19 protein-coding genes and 1 other RNA gene are annotated in these 18733 nt (G+C 69.2%); 13 read left to right on the forward strand and 7 right to left on the reverse strand.

Going from position 1 to position 18733, the window contains the following annotated elements; all coding sequences use genetic code 11:
• Positions 1 to 55: 55 nt before the first annotated feature.
• Positions 56 to 187: a hypothetical protein gene (locus tag PcP3B5_RS32295; protein WP_009615095.1), complete on the forward strand. Its 132-nt coding sequence runs from the start codon at positions 56 to 58 to the stop codon at positions 185 to 187.
• 34 nt (positions 188 to 221) lie between these two features.
• On the opposite strand, the gene PcP3B5_RS02270 is transcribed toward PcP3B5_RS32295, so the two are convergent.
• From PcP3B5_RS02270 to PcP3B5_RS02285, 4 genes are all read right to left on the reverse strand, one after another.
• On the reverse strand, positions 222 to 830 hold the full coding sequence (locus tag PcP3B5_RS02270) for a 5-formyltetrahydrofolate cyclo-ligase (RefSeq protein ID WP_043316421.1): 609 nt from the start codon (positions 828 to 830) through the stop codon (positions 222 to 224).
• 10 nt (positions 831 to 840) lie between these two features.
• Positions 841 to 1019: non-coding RNA, 6S RNA (ssrS, locus tag PcP3B5_RS02275), on the reverse strand.
• A 31-nt stretch (positions 1020 to 1050) separates the two neighbouring features.
• On the reverse strand, positions 1051 to 1365 hold the full coding sequence (locus tag PcP3B5_RS02280) for a cell division protein ZapA (RefSeq protein ID WP_009615099.1): 315 nt from the start codon (positions 1363 to 1365) through the stop codon (positions 1051 to 1053).
• Positions 1362 to 1571 carry a TIGR02449 family protein gene (locus tag PcP3B5_RS02285; RefSeq protein WP_009615100.1) on the reverse strand — a complete coding sequence of 70 codons (210 nt, stop codon included), beginning with the start codon at positions 1569 to 1571 and terminating at the stop codon, positions 1362 to 1364. Before PcP3B5_RS02285 ends, PcP3B5_RS02280 begins: the two co-directional genes overlap by 4 nt.
• A 172-nt stretch (positions 1572 to 1743) precedes the next feature.
• On the opposite strand from PcP3B5_RS02285, the gene PcP3B5_RS02290 reads away from it, so the two are divergent.
• The 10 genes from PcP3B5_RS02290 (at position 1744) to gcvP (ending at position 13968) form a co-directional block, all read left to right on the forward strand.
• Positions 1744 to 2298, forward strand: coding sequence for a UPF0149 family protein (locus PcP3B5_RS02290; protein ID WP_061560486.1), 555 nt, complete (start codon positions 1744 to 1746; stop codon positions 2296 to 2298).
• Positions 2299 to 2307: 9 nt separating this feature from the next.
• Complete coding sequence (pepP, locus tag PcP3B5_RS02295; protein WP_061560487.1) at positions 2308 to 3642, forward strand: Xaa-Pro aminopeptidase; 1335 nt, start codon at positions 2308 to 2310, stop codon at positions 3640 to 3642.
• Between the two features lies 1 nt (position 3643).
• Positions 3644 to 4828 (forward strand): 2-octaprenyl-6-methoxyphenyl hydroxylase, encoded by a 1185-nt coding sequence (gene ubiH, locus PcP3B5_RS02300; protein ID WP_009615106.1) that lies wholly within the window; start codon positions 3644 to 3646, stop codon positions 4826 to 4828.
• A 9-nt stretch (positions 4829 to 4837) separates the two neighbouring features.
• Positions 4838 to 5320, forward strand: coding sequence for a DUF4442 domain-containing protein (locus PcP3B5_RS02305; RefSeq protein WP_058072645.1), 483 nt, complete (start codon positions 4838 to 4840; stop codon positions 5318 to 5320).
• Between the two features lie 22 nt (positions 5321 to 5342).
• The gene (locus PcP3B5_RS02310) at positions 5343 to 6560 is read left to right on the forward strand and encodes a 2-octaprenyl-3-methyl-6-methoxy-1,4-benzoquinol hydroxylase (RefSeq protein ID WP_082816437.1); all 1218 of its coding nucleotides are present in this window, start codon (positions 5343 to 5345) and stop codon (positions 6558 to 6560) included.
• A 117-nt stretch (positions 6561 to 6677) separates the two neighbouring features.
• Positions 6678 to 7679: an extracellular solute-binding protein gene (locus PcP3B5_RS02315; protein WP_061560489.1), complete on the forward strand. Its 1002-nt coding sequence runs from the start codon at positions 6678 to 6680 to the stop codon at positions 7677 to 7679.
• A gap of 74 nt (positions 7680 to 7753) precedes the next feature.
• Complete coding sequence (locus PcP3B5_RS02320; RefSeq protein ID WP_061560490.1) at positions 7754 to 9394, forward strand: ABC transporter permease; 1641 nt, start codon at positions 7754 to 7756, stop codon at positions 9392 to 9394.
• 73 nt (positions 9395 to 9467) lie between these two features.
• Positions 9468 to 10550, forward strand: a complete 1083-nt coding sequence (gcvT, locus tag PcP3B5_RS02325; protein WP_009615117.1) for a glycine cleavage system aminomethyltransferase GcvT — start codon at positions 9468 to 9470, stop codon at positions 10548 to 10550.
• Between the two features lie 51 nt (positions 10551 to 10601).
• On the forward strand, positions 10602 to 10991 hold the full coding sequence (gene gcvH / locus PcP3B5_RS02330) for a glycine cleavage system protein GcvH (RefSeq protein ID WP_009615120.1): 390 nt from the start codon (positions 10602 to 10604) through the stop codon (positions 10989 to 10991).
• Positions 10992 to 11091: 100 nt separating this feature from the next.
• Positions 11092 to 13968 (forward strand): aminomethyl-transferring glycine dehydrogenase, encoded by a 2877-nt coding sequence (gene gcvP, locus PcP3B5_RS02335; protein ID WP_061560491.1) that lies wholly within the window; start codon positions 11092 to 11094, stop codon positions 13966 to 13968.
• A 722-nt stretch (positions 13969 to 14690) separates the two neighbouring features.
• Here gcvP and PcP3B5_RS02340 read toward each other — a convergent pair.
• Positions 14691 to 15017: a DUF2388 domain-containing protein gene (locus tag PcP3B5_RS02340; protein WP_061560492.1), complete on the reverse strand. Its 327-nt coding sequence runs from the start codon at positions 15015 to 15017 to the stop codon at positions 14691 to 14693.
• A 121-nt stretch (positions 15018 to 15138) separates the two neighbouring features.
• Between PcP3B5_RS02340 and PcP3B5_RS02345 the strand changes: the two genes are divergently transcribed.
• Both PcP3B5_RS02345 and PcP3B5_RS02350 read left to right on the forward strand, forming a co-directional pair.
• Positions 15139 to 15441 carry a type II toxin-antitoxin system HigB family toxin gene (locus PcP3B5_RS02345; RefSeq protein WP_058072648.1) on the forward strand — a complete coding sequence of 101 codons (303 nt, stop codon included), beginning with the start codon at positions 15139 to 15141 and terminating at the stop codon, positions 15439 to 15441.
• Positions 15442 to 15447: 6 nt separating this feature from the next.
• Positions 15448 to 15813, forward strand: a complete 366-nt coding sequence (locus tag PcP3B5_RS02350; RefSeq protein WP_009615128.1) for a helix-turn-helix domain-containing protein — start codon at positions 15448 to 15450, stop codon at positions 15811 to 15813.
• Positions 15814 to 15882: 69 nt separating this feature from the next.
• On the opposite strand, the gene PcP3B5_RS02355 is transcribed toward PcP3B5_RS02350, so the two are convergent.
• Both PcP3B5_RS02355 and PcP3B5_RS02360 read right to left on the reverse strand, forming a co-directional pair.
• Positions 15883 to 16200, reverse strand: a complete 318-nt coding sequence (locus PcP3B5_RS02355; protein WP_043314009.1) for a DUF2388 domain-containing protein — start codon at positions 16198 to 16200, stop codon at positions 15883 to 15885.
• A gap of 100 nt (positions 16201 to 16300) precedes the next feature.
• On the reverse strand, positions 16301 to 18670 hold the full coding sequence (locus tag PcP3B5_RS02360) for a multiheme c-type cytochrome (protein WP_061560493.1): 2370 nt from the start codon (positions 18668 to 18670) through the stop codon (positions 16301 to 16303).
• Positions 18671 to 18733 lie beyond the last annotated feature (63 nt).

Genomic DNA, 18733 nt, shown 5'->3' on the forward strand with positions numbered 1-18733 from the left:
CCAAAAACCACCGCCGGCCATCGTTGACAGTTTGCCTGGAAGGGGGAGGCAATCGATGAAGCGTAAGCCCGATCTGTTGTGGGTGCTGGTGATTCTTTTCGGCCTGGGCGTTGTCACCACCGGTTACACCCAGAGCCTGTGGGATCGCCAGGGCGAGGTCCCGGTCCAGGTGACCAAACAGCCCTGATCCACCCCGCCGGGCGCCGCAGGGAACGCGGCGCCTAGGCGAGCGCGCCGTACCAGCCGGCGTCGCTGACGATGCCCTGCAGCGGCACATCCCAGCTGGCCAGGTCCAGCCTGTCCACCTTCTGGCATTCGTGCGCCAGGCCCAAAAGTGTCGGTTTGCGCCAGATTTTGCGCCTGCCCAGGTACGCCAGGGTGCGGTCGTAGAAACCCTTGCCCATCCCCAGGCGCCCACCCCGTTCGTCGAAACCCACCAGCGGCAGCAGCACCAGATCCAGCGCCCAGGGCTCGCGTTGGCGGCCGCGGTCCGGCAGCGGCTCGGCGATGCCGTAGCGGTTTTTCCGCCAGCGCTCGCCGTTGCCGACGCGCTGGAAGGTCATGTGGGTGTGCGGCCAGCGGCTGAGCACCGGCAGGTAGGTGGCCTTGCCGCGTTTCTGCGCGGCCTCGAGCAGCGGGCGCGGGTCGATCTCGCCGTCGGCGGGCAGGTACAGGGCGATGTGGCGGGCGCGGCGGAACAGCGGGTGTTGCGCCATGCGCCGTTGCAGGTCGCGGGCGGCCTGGCGTTGCTGTTGCGCGCTGAGCTTGCGGCGGGCCTGGCGCAGCAGACGGCGCAGGGCGGCGCGGGAAAGGTCTTGGGCGTGGATCATGGTAGGAGGAAAGCTCCCCGGACATGCCGCTGTCGGGTTAGCCCTTGAACCCGAAAGTTCAAGGTGGCGGTTGCAGTAGGCTTTAAGGCTTTCCGTCGTGCGGACATGCACACCAGCCCAACTGGCAACCTCCGTTGTTGCGATTATCGGCTCAGGGACATCACCGACTGGCCAACACACCAGGGAGCGTGGCCAGTATACCCCAGGGTTTTCTCCGGGGTCAGTCTTCCCGCCCGGGCTGATCGGTGGTAAGGGCGCGGTCCACGCGCTCGAGCAGTTCGCGCACGCGTTCGCGGGTGCTGCTGTGCTCGTTGTCCATGCGCTCCTGCTTGTGCAGCAGGTCGTGGGTGATGTTCAGCGCGGCCATCACGGCGACGCGGTCGGCGCCGATGACCTTCCCGCTCGAGCGGATCTCGCGCATCTTGCTGTCCAGGTAGCGCGCGGCGCTTTCCAGGTTGACGCGCTCCTCGGCGGGGCAGGTGATGCAGTATTCCTTGTCGAGAATCTGCACGTTCAGGGTGTTCGTCTGGCTCATGAGTCCTGCTCCAGGGCTTTCAGGCGCAAAATCATCGCTTCGACCTTGTGGCGCGCCAATTCGTTCTTCTCGATCAGATGAGCGCGCTCTTCGCGCCAACTTTTCTCGTTGGCCCGCAGCAGCCGGTTCTCCGCCTTGAGCTGTTCCAGGCGCTGGAGCAGGAGGTCGAATTTGGCGATCAGCGTTTGCAGGTCGGCGTCTTCCATGGGCTCTCGCTTGGGCAAGGGGATGACCGGAAACTATACAAGGTACGGCACCGCACGGGGTTGCCCGACATGCCGTCGCATGGTCTGAGCGCGCCCGGCGGTGCTAGGATAGCCACTCTCATTCTATGCATAGCGCCTGGTGGCGCCTAGCGTCGATATTCAGGTCCCGCGCATGTCCACAGTAAATTCCGCCTACACCGCTTTCGCCAACCTGCTCGCCGAGGCGGCCCTGCCGATCTCCCCGGCGGAACTGCACGGCCACCTGCTCGGGCGCGTCTGCGCCGGCGCCGGCTTCGACCAGGGCGAGTGGCTGCAGGCCGCTTCCGAACTGCTCGGCGGCGAACTCAGCGAACGCCTGCAGGCGGCCCTGGGCGGCCTGCTGGGCATGGTCCAGCAGGACCTGAGCGCCGGCGAGATGGCCGTGGTGCTGATGCTGCCCAACGACGACGCCCCGCTGGCCGAGCGCGCCCAGGCCCTGGGCCAGTGGTGCCAGGGCTTCCTCGCCGGCTTCGGCCTGGCGTTGCGCCAGGCCAGCCTGTCCGACGAGGCCGACGAAGTGCTCCAGGACATCGCCGCCATCGCCCAGGTCCAGGGCCAGCTGGAAGAGTCCGAGGACGGCGAGACGGACTACATGGAAGTCCAGGAATACCTGCGGGTCGCCCCGCTGCTGCTGTTCTCCGAATTCGGCAAGGTGCCGGCGCCGGCCGACAAACCCTCCCTGCACTGAGGTAGCTGCATGATCCGTATCGCCAAACCGGAATACGCCCGTCGGCGCAAGGCGCTGATGGCGCAGATGGAGCCCAACAGCATCGCCATCCTGCCCGCGGCGCCGATGTACATCCGCAACCGCGACGTCGAGCACGTCTACCGCCAGGACAGCGACTTCCAGTACCTCACCGGTTTCCCCGAGCCGGAAGCGGTGATGGTGCTGATCCCCGGCCGCGAGCACGGCGAATACGTATTGTTTTGCCGCGAGCGCGACCCCGAGCGTGAACTCTGGGATGGCCTGCGCGCCGGCCAGGACGGCGCGATCAGGGACTTCGGCGCCGACGACGCCTTCCCCATTGGCGACATCGACGACATCCTCCCCGGCCTGATCGAGGGCCGCGACCGCGTCTACTACGCGCTGGGCGCCAACCCCGAGTTCGACCGCCGGCTGATGGACTGGATCAACGTGATCCGCTCCAAGGCCCGCCAGGGCGCGCAGCCGCCGAACGAGTTCGTCGCCCTCGACCACCTGCTGCACGACCTGCGCCTGTACAAGAGCGCCGGCGAAGTGAAGGTGATGCGCTACGCCGCCGAGGTTTCCTGCGGCGCCCACATCCGCGCCATGCAGGCTTGCCGGCCGGGGTTGTACGAATACCACCTGGAGGCGGAGCTGGAATACGCCTTCCGCCTGGGCGGGGCGAAGATGCCGGCCTACGGCTCGATCGTCGCCACCGGGCGCAACGCCTGCATCCTGCACTACCGGGAGAACGACGCGCAGATCAAGGACGGCGACCTGATCCTGATCGACGCCGGCTGCGAGATCGACTGCTACGCCAGCGACATCACCCGCACCTTCCCGGCCAACGGCGTGTTCAGCCCCGAGCAGAAGGCCATCTACGAGCTGGTGCTGGAAGCCAACATGGCCGCCTTCGACTACATCGCCCCCGGCCGCCACTGGAACGAAGCCCACGAGGCCACCGTGCGCGTCATCACCGCCGGCCTGGTGAAGCTCGGCCTGCTCAAGGGCGACGTCGACGAACTGATCGCCAGCGAAGCCTACAAGGCCTTCTACATGCACCGCGCCGGCCACTGGCTGGGCATGGACGTGCACGACGTCGGCGAGTACCGCGTCGGCGGCGAATGGCGCGTGCTCGAGCCGGGCATGGCGATGACCGTCGAGCCGGGCATCTACATCGCGCCGGACAACACCGACGTGCCGAAGAAATGGCGCGGCATCGGCGTGCGCATCGAGGACGACGTGGTGGTGACCAGGAGCGGCTGCGAAGTGCTGACCAACGGCGTGCCCAAGACCGTCGCCGCCATCGAGGCGCTGATGGCCGAAGCCAAGGCCCGGGCGGCCTGAGATGCAGCGCGCGAACCTGGCGATCATCGGCGGCGGCCTGGTCGGCGCCAGCCTGGCGCTGATCCTGCAGGCCGGCGCCCGCGAGCGCGGCTGGCGCATCGTGCTCATCGAGCCGTTCGCCCCCGGTGACGCCTACCAGCCCAGCTATGACGCCCGTTCCTCGGCGCTGTCCTTCGGCAGCCGGCAGATCTACGAACGCCTCGGCCTGTGGCAGCGCATCGCCCAGCGCGGCGAGCCGATCAGCCAGATCCACGTGTCCGACCGCGGGCGCTTCGGCTCCGCACGCCTGACCGCAATGGAGGAGGGTGTGCCGGCGCTGGGCTACGTGGTGGAGAACGCCTGGCTCGGCCAATGCCTGTGGCAGGCCCTGGACCACGAAGTGGTGAGCTGGCGCTGCCCGGCCGAAGTGCGCCGTATGCAGGCGCTGGACGACGGCTACCGGCTGACCCTGGACGACGACTCGATCCTGGACTGCGACCTCGCCGTGCTCGCCGACGGCGGCCGCTCCGGCCTGCGCGAGCAGCTGGGCATCGGCGTGCGCGAGGCGCCCTACGGGCAGACCGCGCTGATCGCCAACGTCAGCCCCAGCGAGGAACACCGCGGCCAGGCCTTCGAACGCTTCACCGAACAGGGCCCCATGGCCCTGCTGCCGCTGCCGGACAACCGCTGCGCGCTGGTCTGGACGCGCCCGCCGCGCGACGCCGAGCGCCTGCGCGAGCTGCCCGAGCGGCAGTTCCTCGACGAGTTGCAGGCAGCCTTCGGCTACCGCCTGGGCGGCTTCCGCCAGGTCGGCGCGCGCTACTGCTACCCGCTGACCCTCAGCGAGGCCGAGGAGCAGGTGCGCCCGCACCTGGTGGTGCTCGGCAACGCCGCGCACAGCCTGCATCCCATCGCCGGGCAGGGCTTCAACCTGTCGCTGCGCGATGCCCAGGCCCTGGCCGACCAGTTGCTCGGCGCCGACGCCGCGCCCGGAGACTTCGCCGTGCTGCAGCGCTACCTGGAAGGCCAGCGCCTGGACCAGCAGATGACCGTCGGCTTCTCCGACCGCGTCACCCGCCTGTTCTCCAACGCCCAGCCGGTGCTGGCCACCGGGCGCAACCTGGGCCTGCTCGGCCTCGACCTGCTGCCGCCGGCCAAGCGCTGGTTCGCCCGCCAGGCCATGGGCCTGGGCGCGCGGCCGGTCTAGGGAGCGGCGATGTCGTCAGGCAAGATGGCCCGCCGTGCCCGCCTGCTGCGCTTCGGCCTCAACCTCTACCCGCCCTACCTCGGCGCCGGCGTGCGGGTGCGCCACATCGCCCCGGATTTTCGCGAGGTGCGGGTGAAGATGGTGCTGTCCTGGTTCAACCGCAACTACGTCGGCACCCAGTTCGGCGGCAGCCTGTACAGCATGACCGACCCCTTCTTCATGCTCATGCTGATGGAGAACCTGGGGCGCGACTACATCGTCTGGGACAAGGCCGCCAACATCGAATTCATCACCCCGGGCAAGGGGCCGGTGTACGCCGAGTTCCGCATCGACCAGCAGCTGCTGGACGAAGTCCGGGCGCAGACCGCCGACGGCGGCAAGTGCCTGCCCAAGCTGCACGCCGAGGTGCGCGACGGCGAGGGCACGCTGGTCGCGCGGGTGCAGAAGACCCTCTACATCAGGCTCAAGCCGCGCCTGCGCAAGGCCGGCTGACGACATGGAAAAAGGAATGCAGATGCACGCGGATCTGGTGATTGTCGGGGCGGGGATGGTCGGCAGCGCGCTGGCCCTGGCGTTGCAGGGCAGCGGCCTGGAAATCCTGCTGCTCGACGGCTCGCCGCTGAGCGTGAAGCCCTTCGACCGCACGGCGCGCTTCGAGCCGCGGGTCAGCGCCCTGTCCGAGGCCAGCCGGCGCATCCTCCAGCGCCTGCACGCCTGGGACGGCATAGTCGCGCGGCGCGCCGAGCCCTATCGCGAGATGCACGTGTGGGACGGCTCCGGCACCGGCCAGGTGCACTTCAGCGCGGCCAGCGTGCACGCCGAGGTGCTCGGCCACATCGTCGAGAACCGCGTGGTGCAGGACGCCCTGCTGGAGCGCCTGCACGACACCACCCTCGGCCTGCTGCCCGGCGCGCGCCTGGAGCAGCTGCGCCACTCGGGCGACGACTGGCTGCTGACCCTGGCCGACGGCCGGCAGATCCGCACGCCGCTGGTGGTCGCCGCCGACGGCGCCAACTCCGCCGTGCGCCGCCTGGCCGGCTGCGCCACCCGCGAGTGGGACTACCTGCACCACGCCATCGTCACCAGCGTGCGCTGCGAAAAACCGCACCAGGCCACCGCCTGGCAGCGCTTCACCGACGACGGCCCGCTGGCCTTCCTGCCGCTGTCCCGCGAGGGCGACAGGCACTGGTGCTCGATCGTCTGGTCGACCACCCCGGAGCAGGCCGAACGCCTGATGGCGCTGGACGACGACGGCTTCCGCGAAGCCCTCGGCCGGGCCTTCGAGCATTGCCTGGGCGGCATCGAGCAGGTCGACCCGCGCCTGTGCATCCCGCTGCGCCAGCGCCACGCCAAGCGCTACGTGGAACCGGGCCTGGCGCTGATCGGCGATGCCGCGCACACCATCCACCCGCTGGCCGGGCAGGGCGTCAACCTGGGCTTCCTCGACGCTGCGGTGCTGGCCGAGGTGCTGATGCACGCCCACGCCCGTGGCGAGCGCATCGCCGACGAGCGCGTGCTGAGCCGCTTCGAACGCCGGCGGATGCCGCACAACCTGGCGATGATGGCGGCGATGGAAGGCTTCCAGCGCCTGTTCCAGGCCGACCCGCTGCCGGTGCGCTGGCTGCGCAACGCCGGCCTGCGCCTGGTCGACCGCCACCACGAGGCCAAGGGCCTGTTCGTCCGCCAGGCCCTGGGCCTGTCCGGCGACCTGCCGACGCTGGCGCGGGTCTGAGGCGCCGCGACCCCGTGTCGCGGCGTGGTGAAACACCCGGTCACAAAGGTCGGCTCCGGGGCTAAATGAGGTTCCTTATCATCTGGAACCTCATTCCGCTACCCAGGAGCCGCCAGCATGTCGGTACGCAAAGGCCTTCTCGCTTCCCTCGCCCTCGCCGCACTGGCCGGCACCGCCCAGGCCGCCGACGAGGTGGTGGTCTACTCCTCGCGCATCGACGAGCTGATCAAGCCGGTGTTCGATGCCTACACGAAGAAGACCGGCGTGCAGGTCAAGTTCATCACCGACAAGGAAGCGCCGCTGATGGCGCGGATCAAGGCCGAGGGCGCCAACACCCCGGCCGACCTGCTGCTCACCGTGGACGCCGGCAACCTCTGGCAGGCCGAGAAGATGGGCATCCTGCAGCCGTTCGATTCGCCGACCCTCGACGCCAACATTCCCCCGCAGTACCGCTCCGGCACCGACAGCTGGACCGGCCTGTCGCTGCGCGCGCGGACCATCGCCTACTCCACCCAGCGGGTGAAGCCGGAGGAGCTGAGCACCTACGAGGCCCTGGCCGACAAGCAGTGGGAAGGCCGCCTGTGCCTGCGCACGGCGAAGAAGGTCTACAACCAGTCGCTGACCGCCACCCTGATCGAGACCCACGGCGAGCAGAAGACCGAGCAGATCCTCAAGGGCTGGGTGGGCAACCTGGCCACCGACGTGTTCTCCGACGACACCGCGCTGCTCCAGGCCATCGCCGCCGGCCAGTGCGACGTCGGCATCGTCAACACCTACTACTACGGGCGCCTGCACAAGCAGAAGCCGGACCTGCCGGTGAAGCTGTTCTGGCCGAACCAGGGCGACCGCGGCGTGCACGTCAACCTCTCGGGCATCGGCCTGACCAGGCACGCGCCGCACCCCGAGCAGGCCAAGGCCCTGGTGGAGTGGATGACCGGCCCCGACGCCCAGGCGCTGTTCGCCTCGCTGAACCAGGAGTTCCCGGCCAACCCGAAGGTCGCGCCCTCGGAGGAAGTGGCGGCCTGGGGCAACTTCAAGGCCGACAGCATCCCGGTGGAAGTCGCCGGCAAGCGCCAGGCCGAAGCCATCAAGCTGATGGACCGGGCCGGTTGGAATTGACCGGGAGCCGGAAGCTGGAGGTCGGCGTGGACCTGGCTTCCAGCTTCCGGCTTCTAGCTTCCAGCTAATCACTTATGCGCTGGTACCCCATCAGCTTCTCCATCGCCGCCCTGGTGGCGTTGCCGCTCGTCGTGCTGGCGCTGAGCTGGGGCGAGATCGACACGGAAATCTGGGTGCACCTGTGGGACACCCAGCTGCCGCGCCTGCTGGGCAACAGCCTGGTGCTGGTGCTCGGCGTCGGCATCGGCGTGACCCTGCTGGGCACCAGCCTGGCCTGGCTCACAGCGCTCTGCGAGTTCCCCGGGCGGCGCTGGCTGGACTGGGCGCTGATGCTGCCCTTCGCCATCCCGGCCTACGTGCTGGCGTTCGTCTTCGTCGGCCTGCTGGACTTCGCCGGGCCCTTGCAGACGCTGCTGCGCGAATGGTTCGGCAGCGGCCTGCGGCTGCCCCGGGTGCGTTCCACCGGCGGGGTGATCCTGGTCCTGGTGCTGGTCTTCTACCCCTACGTCTACCTACTGGCGCGCGGCGCCTTCCTGGCCCAGGGCCGCGGCCTCACCGAGGCGGCGCGGGTGCTCGGGTTGTCGCCCTGGCAGGCCTTCTGGCGCGTGGCCCTGCCCATGGCGCGGCCGGCCATCGGCGCCGGCCTGGCCCTGGCGGTCATGGAGACCCTGGCCGACTTCGGCGCCGTCTCGGTGTTCAACTTCGACACCTTCACCACCGCCATCTACAAGACCTGGTACGGCTTCTACAGCCTGTCCAGCGCCACCCAGCTGGCCAGCCTGCTGCTGCTCGGGGTGTTCCTGGTGGTGCTCGGCGAGCGCCATAGCCGCGGCCGCGTCGTGGCCGGCAGCGAGAAGCCGCGCACCGCGCCGTTGTACCGCCTGCGCGGGTTCAAGGCCTTCGCCGCCAGCGCCTGGTGCGGCCTGGTGTTCGCCTGCGCCTTCGCCATTCCCCTGGCGCAACTGCTGGCCTGGTGCTGGCAGCGCGGCCGCTTCGACCTCGACGAGCGCTACTGGGGCCTGCTCTGGCACAGCCTCGGCCTGGGCGCCACGGCGGCGGCGCTGTGCGTGGCGGTCGGCCTGCTGCTGGCCTTCGCCCGTCGGCAGACGCCGGCGAGGCCGGTGCGCGCCGCGGTGGGCCTGGCCAACCTCGGCTACGCGGTGCCCGGCTCGGTGCTGGCGGTGGCGATCATGCTGGCCTTCAGCTGGCTCGACAACCATTGGGTGATCCCGCTCTCCAGCGCCTTGGGCGGCGCCGGCAAGCCGCTGCTGCTGGGCAGCCTGGGGGCGTTGCTGCTGGCCTACCTGATCCGCTTCCTGGCGGTGGCCGAGGGGCCGCTGGAAAGCACCCTGATGCGTATCCGCCCGTCCTTCGCCGAGGCTTCGCGCAGCCTCGGCGTGGCGGGGCCGGCGCTGTTCGCCCGCGTCTACCTGCCGCTGCTGGCGCCGGGGCTGATGAGCGCCGCGCTGCTGGTGTTCGTCGACGTATTGAAGGAAATGCCGGCTACCCTGCTGATGCGTCCCTTCGGCTGGGACACCCTGGCCGTGCGCATCTTCGAGATGACCAGCGAGGGCGAATGGGCCCGCGCCGCGCTGCCGGCGCTGAGCCTGGTGCTGGCCGGGCTGCTGCCGGTGGTGCTGCTGATCCGCCGTTCCGCGGCCAGCGCGGCGGGGCGCGACTCGACCGTCGGCCGAGGTGTCCAGGCACCGGCCTAGCGGCTACAATGCGCCGGTTTCGTGCGGGCCGCCCTCGCGCTCCGCATCCGCCATTCCCGGAAGGAGAACACCCATGGGACAGCGCACCCCGCTCTACGACCTGCATGTCGCCCTCGGCGCGAAAATCGTCGATTTCGGCGGTTGGGACATGCCCCTGCACTATGGTTCGCAGGTCGAAGAGCACCACCAGGTCCGCCGTGACTGCGGCGTGTTCGACGTCTCCCACATGACCGTGGTCGACGTCACCGGCCCGCAGTCCAGGGAATACCTGCAACGCCTGCTCGCCAACGACGTCGAGCGCCTGCAGGTGCCCGGCAAGGCGCTGTACAGCGCCATGCTCAACGAGCGCGGCGGGGTGGTCGACGACCTCATCGTCTACCTGGGCGTGTACGGCTATCGCGTGGTGGTCAACGCCGCCACCCGCGAGAAGGACCTGGCCTGGATGCAGGCCCACACCGAGGGCTTCGAGGTCCAGCTGCAGGCGCGCCCGGACCTGGCCATGCTGGCCGTCCAGGGCCCCAACGCGCGGGACAAGACCGCCGATCTGGTGAGCCCCTCCCGCGCCACCCTGATCCGCGAACTCAAGCCGTTCCAGGGCAAGGCCGACGGCGACTGGTTCATCGCCCGCACCGGCTATACCGGCGAGGACGGCCTGGAGATCATGCTGCCCGCCGCCGAGGCGCCGGGCTTCCTCAACGAACTGGTCGGCGCCGGCATTTCCCCCGCCGGCCTGGGCGCGCGCGACACCCTGCGCCTGGAAGCCGGGATGAACCTCTACGGCCAGGACATGGACGAAGAGATTTCGCCCCTGGCCGCCAACATGGGCTGGACCATCGCCTGGGAACCGGCCGGGCGCGATTTCATCGGCCGCCAGGCCCTGGAAGCCCAGCGCGCCGCCGGCGACCAGCCGAAGCTGGTCGGCCTGGTGCTGGAGGAGCGCGGCGTGCTGCGCGCCCACCAGGTGGTGCGGGTGGCCGGCATCGGCGAGGGCGAGATCACCAGCGGCAGCTTCTCCCCGACCCTCGGCAAGTCCATCGCCCTGGCCCGCCTGCCGGCGGCCACCGGCGACCGCGCCGAGGTGGAAATCCGTGGCAAGTGGTACCCGGTGCGCGTCGTTCAGCCGAATTTCGTGCGTCATGGCAAGGCCCTGATCTAAATTGCATAGGCGACCCGTCGTCGCCGCTGCCCCGTCCCCGAGGAAAACAAGATGAGCAACATTCCCGCCGACCTGCGTTACGCCGCCAGCCACGAGTGGGCGCGCCTGGAAGCCGACGGTACCGTCACCGTGGGCATCTCCGACCATGCCCAGGAAGCCCTGGGCGACGTGGTCTTCGTCGAGCTGCCGGAGCTCGGCAAGCAACTCAACGCTGGCCAGGAAGCCGGTGTGGTGGAATCGGTCAAGGCCGCCTCCGACATCTACGCCCCGGTCGGTGGCGAGGTGATCGCCATCAACGAGGTCCTGGCCGACACCCCCGAGGAAGTCAACAACGACCCCTACGGCTCCTGGTTCTTCAAGCTCAAGCCGAGCAACCCGGCCGAGCTGGACAAGCTGCTCGACGCCGCCGGCTACCAGGCCGCCTGCGACGCGGACGCCTGATCGCCGCGCCGAACCCCCAAGGCCCCGCTCAGTCGGGGCCTTGTTCTTCCCGCCTGGCCTATCCTGTCTTGATCGTGCATTCCCGATCGAGGTCCAGGCCATGTCGAAAAGCCCTTCGCTGTCCCAGCTGAACCAGCCCGATGCCTTCCTGCGCCGCCATCTCGGCCCCGACGAGGCGGAGCGACGGAGCATGCTCGAGGCCCTGGGCGTCGCCAGCCTCGACGACCTGATCGTGCAGACGGTGCCGCCGGCCATCCGCCTGAACCGCCCGCTGGAGCTGCCGCCGGCGCTGGACGAGCAGGGCGCCCTGGAGAAGCTCAGGGGCTATGCGCAGCAGAACCAGCTGTGGACCAGCCTGATCGGCACCGGCTACTACGGCACCGTCACGCCCACGGTGATCCTCCGCAACGTGCTGGAGAACCCCGGCTGGTACACCGCCTACACGCCCTACCAGCCGGAGATCGCCCAGGGCCGCCTGGAGGCGCTGCTGAACTTCCAGCAGCTGACCATCGACCTCACCGGCCTGGACCTGGCCAGCGCCTCGCTGCTCGACGAGGCCACCGCCGCCGCCGAGGCCATGGCCCTGGCCAAGCGCGTGGCCAAGGCCAAGAGCAACCTGTTCTTCGTCGACGTGAACTGCCACCCGCAGACCATTTCCGTGGTGCGCACCCGCGCCCAGGCCTTCGGCTTCGACCTGGTGCTGGACGAACTGGACAACCTGGGCCAGCACGCCGTGTTCGGCGCGCTGCTGCAGTACCCGGACAGCCGCGGCGAGGTCCGCGACCTGCGCCCGCTGATCGACGCCCTGCATGCCCGGCAGGCCATCGCCTGCGTCGCCGCCGACCTGCTCAGCCTGCTGCTGCTGACGCCGCCGGGCGAACTGGGCGCCGACGTGGTGCTCGGCAGCGCCCAGCGCTTCGGCGTGCCCGTGGGCTACGGCGGGCCCCACGCGGCCTTCTTCGCCACCCGCGACGAGTTCAAGCGGGCCATGCCTGGGCGGATCATCGGCGTGTCCCGCGATGCCCGCGGCAACACCGCGCTGCGCATGGCGCTGCAGACCCGCGAGCAGCACATCCGCCGCGAGAAGGCCAACTCCAACGTCTGCACCTCGCAGGTGCTGTTGGCCAACATCGCCAGCCTCTACGCCGTCTACCACGGCCCCGAGGGCCTCAAGCGCATCGCCCAGCGCGTGCACCGGCTCACCGCCATCCTCGCCGCCGGGCTGTTCGCCAAGGGCCTCAAGCGCGTCAATGCGCACTTCTTCGACACCCTGACCCTGGAGGTGGGCGCGCAGCAGGCGGCCATCCTCGAACGCGCCCGCGCGGCGCGCTACAACCTGCGCATCGTCGGCGAGGACCGCCTGGGCGTCAGCCTGGACGAAACCTGCGATGCGGAGACCGTCGCCACGCTGTTCGACATCTTCCTCGGCGCCGGCCACGGCCTGAGCATCGCCGTGCTGGACGCCGGCGACCTCTCCGACGGCATCCCCGGCACCCTGCAGCGCCGCTCCGGCTACCTGGGCCACCCGGTGTTCAACCGCCACCACAGCGAAACCGAGATGCTGCGCTACCTGCGCCAGCTCGAAGGCAAGGACCTGGCGCTGAACCAGGCGATGATCCCGCTGGGCTCCTGCACCATGAAGCTCAACGCCACCAGCGAGATGATCCCCATCACCTGGCCGGAATTCGCCAACCTGCACCCCTTCGTGCCGCGCGAACAGGCCGAGGGCTACCGGCTGATGATCGACGAGCTGGAGAGCTGGCTGCGCGCCATCACCGGCTTCGACGCCATCTGCATGCAGCCCAACTCCGGGGCCCAGGGCGAGTACGCCGGGCTGCTGGCCATCCGCAAGTACCACGAGAGCCGCGGCGAGGGGCACCGCAACGTCTGCCTGATCCCGTCCTCGGCCCACGGCACCAACCCGGCCTCGGCGATCATGGCGAGCATGCGCGTGGTGATAGTCGAGTGCGACAAGGGCGGCAACGTCGACCTGGAGGACCTCAAGCTCAAGGCCGCCGAGGCCGGCGCCCAGCTGGCCTGCCTGATGATCACCTACCCCTCGACCCACGGCGTGTACGAGGAGGGCATCCGCGAGATCTGCGAGGTTATCCACAGCCACGGCGGCCAGGTCTACATGGACGGCGCCAACCTCAACGCCCAGGTCGGCCTGGCGCGGCCGGCGGACATCGGCGCCGACGTGTCGCACATGAACCTGCACAAAACCTTCTGCATCCCCCACGGCGGTGGCGGCCCGGGCATGGGCCCGATCGGCGTGAAGAAGCACCTGGCGCCGTTCGTCGCCAACCACCCGGTGATCCGCGTCGAAGGCCCCAACCCGCTGAACGACGCGGTCAGCGCCGCGCCCTGGGGCAGCGCCAGCATCCTGCCGATCAGCTGGATGTACATCGCCATGATGGGCCCGCAACTGGCCGACGCCACCGAGGTGGCCATCCTCAGCGCCAACTACCTGGCCCAGCGCCTGGACGGCGCCTTCCCGGTGCTCTACCGCGGGCGCAACGAGCGCGTGGCCCACGAATGCATCCTCGACCTGCGCCCGCTCAAGGCGCAGACCGGGATCAGCGAGGAGGACGTGGCCAAGCGCCTGATGGACTACGGCTTCCACGCCCCGACCATGTCCTTCCCGGTGCCCGGCACGCTGATGGTGGAGCCCACCGAGAGCGAGTCGCTGCACGAGCTGGACCGCTTCGTCGAGGCCATGCTGAGCATCCGCGCGGAAATCGCCAAGGTCGAGACCGGCGAATGGCCGGCCGAGGACAACCCGCTCAAGCGCGCCCCGCACACCCTGGCCGACGTCACCGGCCCCTGGGAGCGGCCCTACGGCATCGCCGAAGCGGTGACCCCCAGCGAGCACACCCGCGCCTTCAAGTACTGGCCGGCGGTGAACCGGGTGGACAACGTGTTCGGCGACCGCAACCTGTTCTGCGCCTGCGTGCCGGTGGACGAGTACCGGGAGTGAGAAAATCCGCGCCTACGAAATACCGAGCCCCCTGTAGGAGCGGGCCCTGCCCGCGATTCGCGCGCAGGGCGCGCTCCTACAAGGGCACGGTGTGGAGGCAAACCGTAGGATGGCGTTGAGCGCAGCGATACCCATCGCCACGGCCGCATGGGTTTCGCAGGCTCAACCCATCCTACGGTCTGGATGAGATCCGCTTCTACGAAATGCCGAACCCCCTGTAGCGGGCCCTGCCCGCGATTCGCGCGCAGGGCGCGCTCCTACAAGGGTGCGGTGTAGAGGCAAACCGTAGGATGGCGTTGAGCGCAGCGATACCCATAGCCGCGGCCGCATGGGTTTCGCAGGTTCGATCCATCCTACGGTCTGGATGAGATCCGCTACGAAATCCCGAGCCCCCTGTAGGAGCGGGCCCTGCCCGCGAATCGCGCGCAGGGCGCGCTCCTACAAGGGGGCGGTGTAGAGGCAACCGTAGGATGGCGTTGAGCGCAGCGATACCCATCGCCACAGCCGCATGGGTTTCGCAGGCTCGATCCATCCTACGGTCTGGATGAGATCCGCTACGAAATTCCGAGCCCCTGTAGCGGGCCCTGCCCGCGATTCGCGCGCAGGGCGCGCTCCTACAAGGGTGCGGTGTGGAGGCAACCGTAGGATGGCGTTGAGCGCAGCGATACCCATCGCCACGACCGCATGGGTTTCGCAAGCTCAACCCATCCTACGAAGCGCCGTCACTGCGCCACGCCCTCCTGGCTCATCAGGATGGCATTGGCCAGCTCCATGTCGCTGCGCTGCTGCAGTTCCGGATGATCGCTGCGCAGGCGCTGCAATGCGGCTTCCAGGTACGGGCCGCGGATGGCGCCGTCGCTGGCCACGTAGCTGCCGGCGTCGTCGCGGGCGGCGAGGATCAGCTTGTGGTCGTGCTTGAAGGTCAGGTAGGTCGAGGCGGTGGTGGCCCCGGAGGAGATGATGTCGCGCCAGAAGCCGTCGGCCATGGCCGGGGCCAGGGGCAGCAGGGTGAAGACAGCGAGGATGCCGGTCAGTTTGAACATGCGCATGGGAGTTTCTCCTCCGTAGGTCCGCATACCTTTCTGAGCGCTCGGCGCTGCCAGGGGTTCCGGTTATCTGGATGACCGGTTCGCGGTTACGTTGGTCCCATCTTGGGACTAGCATGTGCCGATGAAAATCATCGCCATCGGCAACCTGCGCGATTTCTGGCTGGCCCATCCGGACGCGGAGCAACCACTCAAGGCCTGGATCGATGAAGCCAAGGCCGCGACCTGGGGCCAGCCGGGCGACATCAAGGCCAGGTATGCCAGCACGAGCATCCTCAAGAGCCGCCGGGTGATGTTCAACATCAAGGGCAACGACTATCGACTGATCGTCGCGGTTGCCTACCGGTTCGGCGCGGTCTACATCAAGTTCATCGGCACGCACGCGCAGTACGATGCCGTCGACGCGAATACCGTCGAGATGGAGTGAGAGAGCATGCACATTCGACCTATCCATACGCACGAGGACTACAAGGCCAGCCTCAAGGAACTGTCCGCCTACTTCGACGACGAGCCGGAGCCCGGCACTCCCGAGGGGGATCGTTTCGAAGTGCTGTTGACGCTGGTCGAGGCCTACGAGGCCAAGCACTACCCGGTCGAGGCGCCGCACCCCATCGAGGCCATCAAGTTCCGCATGGAGCAGGGCGGCCTGACCGTCAAGGACCTGGTGCCCTCGATTGGCCAGCCCAACCGCGTCTATGAGGTGCTGTCCGGCAAGCGCAGCCTGACGCTGCCGATGATCCGCAAGCTGCACCGCAACTTGGGGATTCCCGCCGAGAGTCTGATCGCCGAGTACGCCTGAGGCGAGCGCATCGAAAAGCCCGCTGCCCCGTGAAGGGCTGCGGGCTTTTGCGTGTCCGGGGAGTGCCGTTCAGCGTTCGCCGGCCAGCAATGCACTGGCCAACTCCATATCGCTGCGCTGCTGCAACTGCGGATAATCGCTGCGCAGCCGCTGCAGCTCGGCTTCCAGCCAGGGGCCGCGGATGGCGCCGGCGCTGGCGACGAAGCTGCCGGCGTCCTCGGCCAGCGGGCCGACCAGTTTGTGGTCGTCGCGGCTGGTGAGGTAGCTGGAGGCGGTGGTGGCGCCGGTGGACAGCACGCCGCGCCAGAAGCCGGCGTCTTCGGCCTGGGCGGCGGCGAAGGGGAGGGTGGACAGGGCGACGGCCAGGGCCGCTCCGGGGATACGCATGGATGCTCCTTGGGTGACTGCGTTCGCGTCCCCTCAGAGTGCGTGCCCGCCGGCGAGTTCCGGAGCGCCTGGTGGAATCAGGTGCTTCCGGGCGGCGCCGTCATTCTCCCTTCAGCGCCGGGTCGTCGGGGTTCTGCTGTTCCAGCTCGGCCAGTTGCATCTGCACCTTCTCCAGCTGGCCGATCTCGCGCAGGTAGGCGATCAGCGCCAGGCGCGCGTCGCGGTTGGCCGGGTGGCGTTGCAGCAGTTGCTCCAGCTGGCGGCAGGCGGCGTCGGCCTGGCCGCTGTCGTGCAGGCCGATGGCCAGGATGTAGCGGAACTGGGCGCTGTCCGGGGCCAGGCGCACCGCTTCCTGCAGCTCCTTGAGCGCCGCGTCGCGCTGGCCCTGGCGGATCAGCGCCAGGCCCTGGGCGTGGTGCAGCAGGCCGGACTGCGGGTGGCGCTTGAGCGCGCCGTCCAGCAGCTGGCGGGCTTCGTCGGGGCGCTGGCGGGCTTCCAGCCACTGGTAGAGGCTGACCAGCGCCGGGAGGAAGTCGGGGTCGCGCACCAGGGCCGCGCGCAGCGCCGGTTCCACTTCGGCGTCGCGGCCGGTGATCTGGTAGAGCATGGCGCGGTTGAGGTTGGACTCGGCGCGCTCGGCCAGGCTCAGCTGGACCTCCTCGTATTCCTTCAGGCCCTTGGCCAGCGGCGCCTGCAACCCGGCGCGCACCTCCGGCGGCAGTTGCGCCAGTTGCCAGGTGGCGGAGAGGCGCACGGCGCGCAGCGGGTCGTCCAGCAGCGGGGCCAGCAGCAGCGCCTGGCGCGGCGGGCTGGCCAGGGCGGCGACCGCGCCTATGGCGGCGTTGCGCACTAGCGGGTCCTTGTCCTTCAGGCCCTGGGCGGCCAGTTCCAGGGAGCGCGGGCTGGGATAGGCGGGCAGTTCGGCGAGCAGGGTGGCGCGGCGGATCGCCGGCAGGTCGCTGCTGGCCAGCAGCAGGTGCAGCGCCCGCGAGGCGCCGGGCTGGCCGTTGCGGGCCTTCCACAGGGTGTCGTCGTAGCGCGGCACGGCGCCGGCCGGCTTGGCGTCGCTGGCGTACCACAGGCGGAACTGCTCGCTGACCTTGGAGGCGCTGTCGCGGTGGCAGCCCATGCAGGCGTCCGGCGCGCCTATCTTCTGCGCGTGCTGCGGGTCGGGGATGCTGAAGCTGTGGTCATGCCGGTAGTGGTTGACCATGTAGTACTTGCCCGGCATGTGGCAGGACGTGCACTGCGCGCCAGGCGTGCCGCTCTGGTGGTGGTGATGTTCGGGCGAGTCGTAGTTCTTCGCCAGCAGGCCCTTGCCGTCGATGCCTGGGCGCACCGGCTTGCCGGCCGGGTTGTGGCACTGTAGGCAGAGGCCGTTGCCGGCGATCTTCACCTGGCCGCTGTGGGGGTTGTGGCAGTCGGTGCACTTCACGCCCTTCTCGAACATCTTGCTCTGGGTGAAGGAGCCCCACTCGAAGACCTCGTCCTTGATCTTGCCGTCGATCTGGTACAGCTCGCGGGTCAGCAGGCTGGGCAGGTAGTCGTCCATGAACCGGTGGCGGTGCTGGAAGCCGTCGCCCAGCGGCGCGCGGCGGGCGTGGCAGCGCGCGCAGTTCTCCACCAGCTCGCTGGCGGCGGTGCTGGCGCCCAGCGGCTTGTCGAACCCGCGGCTGGCGTCGCCGTCGGGTTTCTGCGCCCATTCCAGGTGGCGCGAGGCCGGGCCGTGGCAGGCCTGGCAGCCGACGCCCAGGCTCTGCCAGTGGCTGGCGAAGGCGTTCTTGTCGGCGTCGAAGTTGCGCTTGAACTCGGTGGTGTGGCACTCGATGCACATGAAGTTGGCGTTCTGCGTCGGGCGCGTCCAGTGCAGCTCGTCCTTGAAGTCGATGCGCTGCCCGGGGTTGAGTTCGAACCAGCGCTGCTTCTGGGTATCCCAGGCGACGCCGAGGGCCTGCAGGCGGCCGCCGGGGTATTCCAGCAGGTACTGCTGCAGCGGCGCCACGCCGAAGGTGTAGGCCACCTTGAAGTCCGCCGGCTTGCCGTCGGCGCCCGGGGTGTTCACCCAGAATTCCTCGCCCTTGCGGAAGAAGCGGGTGCTTTCGGCCTCGCCCTTGAACCTGGCGTCGGCGAAGTCGCCCAGCACGTTGGCTTCGTTGGCCACCTGCATCGCCTTGTGGTGATGCGAGCCCTGCCAGTCCTGGAACTGGCCCTGGTGGCATCCCTGGCATTGCTGCTCGTCGACGAAGCCGGCCTTCGGCGCCTCGGCCACCACGGGTTTCGCCGGGGGCGCGGGCGGGCTCGCGACGGGCAGCGACGGGGCGCTGTGCTCGACGTACCACCAGGCGCCCGCGCTGGCCAGCAACAGTACGGCCACCAGCGCGGCAGCCAGGCGCCGCGCCAGGCGGGGGGAGGAGGTGGGGCGGGCCGGTGCGGCCCCTTTGCGGTCTTTCTTATGGGCAGGCTTCTGCATGCGACGTCCGTTGTTCGGGCAGCCATGTATCACGGTGGCAGCAGCTTCAGTGACTGCCGGGGG

It is taken from the genome of Pseudomonas citronellolis, from assembly GCF_001586155.1.
GTDB classification, from domain to species: domain Bacteria; phylum Pseudomonadota; class Gammaproteobacteria; order Pseudomonadales; family Pseudomonadaceae; genus Pseudomonas; species Pseudomonas citronellolis.

Coding starts and splice junctions, on each gene's coding strand:
- PcP3B5_RS02360 (WP_061560493.1), bottom strand. CDS start 18,670: ATGCAGAAGCCTGCCCATAAGAAAGACCGCAAAGGGGCCGCACCGGCC.
- gcvH (WP_009615120.1), top strand. CDS start 10,602: ATGAGCAACATTCCCGCCGACCTGCGTTACGCCGCCAGCCACGAGTGG.
- PcP3B5_RS02345 (WP_058072648.1), top strand. CDS start 15,139: ATGAAAATCATCGCCATCGGCAACCTGCGCGATTTCTGGCTGGCCCAT.
- PcP3B5_RS02355 (WP_043314009.1), bottom strand. CDS start 16,200: ATGCGTATCCCCGGAGCGGCCCTGGCCGTCGCCCTGTCCACCCTCCCC.
- PcP3B5_RS02270 (WP_043316421.1), bottom strand. CDS start 830: ATGATCCACGCCCAAGACCTTTCCCGCGCCGCCCTGCGCCGTCTGCTG.
- PcP3B5_RS02280 (WP_009615099.1), bottom strand. CDS start 1,365: ATGAGCCAGACGAACACCCTGAACGTGCAGATTCTCGACAAGGAATAC.
- gcvP (WP_061560491.1), top strand. CDS start 11,092: ATGTCGAAAAGCCCTTCGCTGTCCCAGCTGAACCAGCCCGATGCCTTC.
- ubiH (WP_009615106.1), top strand. CDS start 3,644: ATGCAGCGCGCGAACCTGGCGATCATCGGCGGCGGCCTGGTCGGCGCC.
- PcP3B5_RS02320 (WP_061560490.1), top strand. CDS start 7,754: ATGCGCTGGTACCCCATCAGCTTCTCCATCGCCGCCCTGGTGGCGTTG.
- pepP (WP_061560487.1), top strand. CDS start 2,308: ATGATCCGTATCGCCAAACCGGAATACGCCCGTCGGCGCAAGGCGCTG.
- PcP3B5_RS02285 (WP_009615100.1), bottom strand. CDS start 1,571: ATGGAAGACGCCGACCTGCAAACGCTGATCGCCAAATTCGACCTCCTG.
- PcP3B5_RS02305 (WP_058072645.1), top strand. CDS start 4,838: ATGTCGTCAGGCAAGATGGCCCGCCGTGCCCGCCTGCTGCGCTTCGGC.
- PcP3B5_RS02340 (WP_061560492.1), bottom strand. CDS start 15,017: ATGCGCATGTTCAAACTGACCGGCATCCTCGCTGTCTTCACCCTGCTG.
- PcP3B5_RS02310 (WP_082816437.1), top strand. CDS start 5,343: ATGCACGCGGATCTGGTGATTGTCGGGGCGGGGATGGTCGGCAGCGCG.
- PcP3B5_RS02350 (WP_009615128.1), top strand. CDS start 15,448: ATGCACATTCGACCTATCCATACGCACGAGGACTACAAGGCCAGCCTC.
- gcvT (WP_009615117.1), top strand. CDS start 9,468: ATGGGACAGCGCACCCCGCTCTACGACCTGCATGTCGCCCTCGGCGCG.
- PcP3B5_RS02290 (WP_061560486.1), top strand. CDS start 1,744: ATGTCCACAGTAAATTCCGCCTACACCGCTTTCGCCAACCTGCTCGCC.
- PcP3B5_RS02315 (WP_061560489.1), top strand. CDS start 6,678: ATGTCGGTACGCAAAGGCCTTCTCGCTTCCCTCGCCCTCGCCGCACTG.
- PcP3B5_RS32295 (WP_009615095.1), top strand. CDS start 56: ATGAAGCGTAAGCCCGATCTGTTGTGGGTGCTGGTGATTCTTTTCGGC.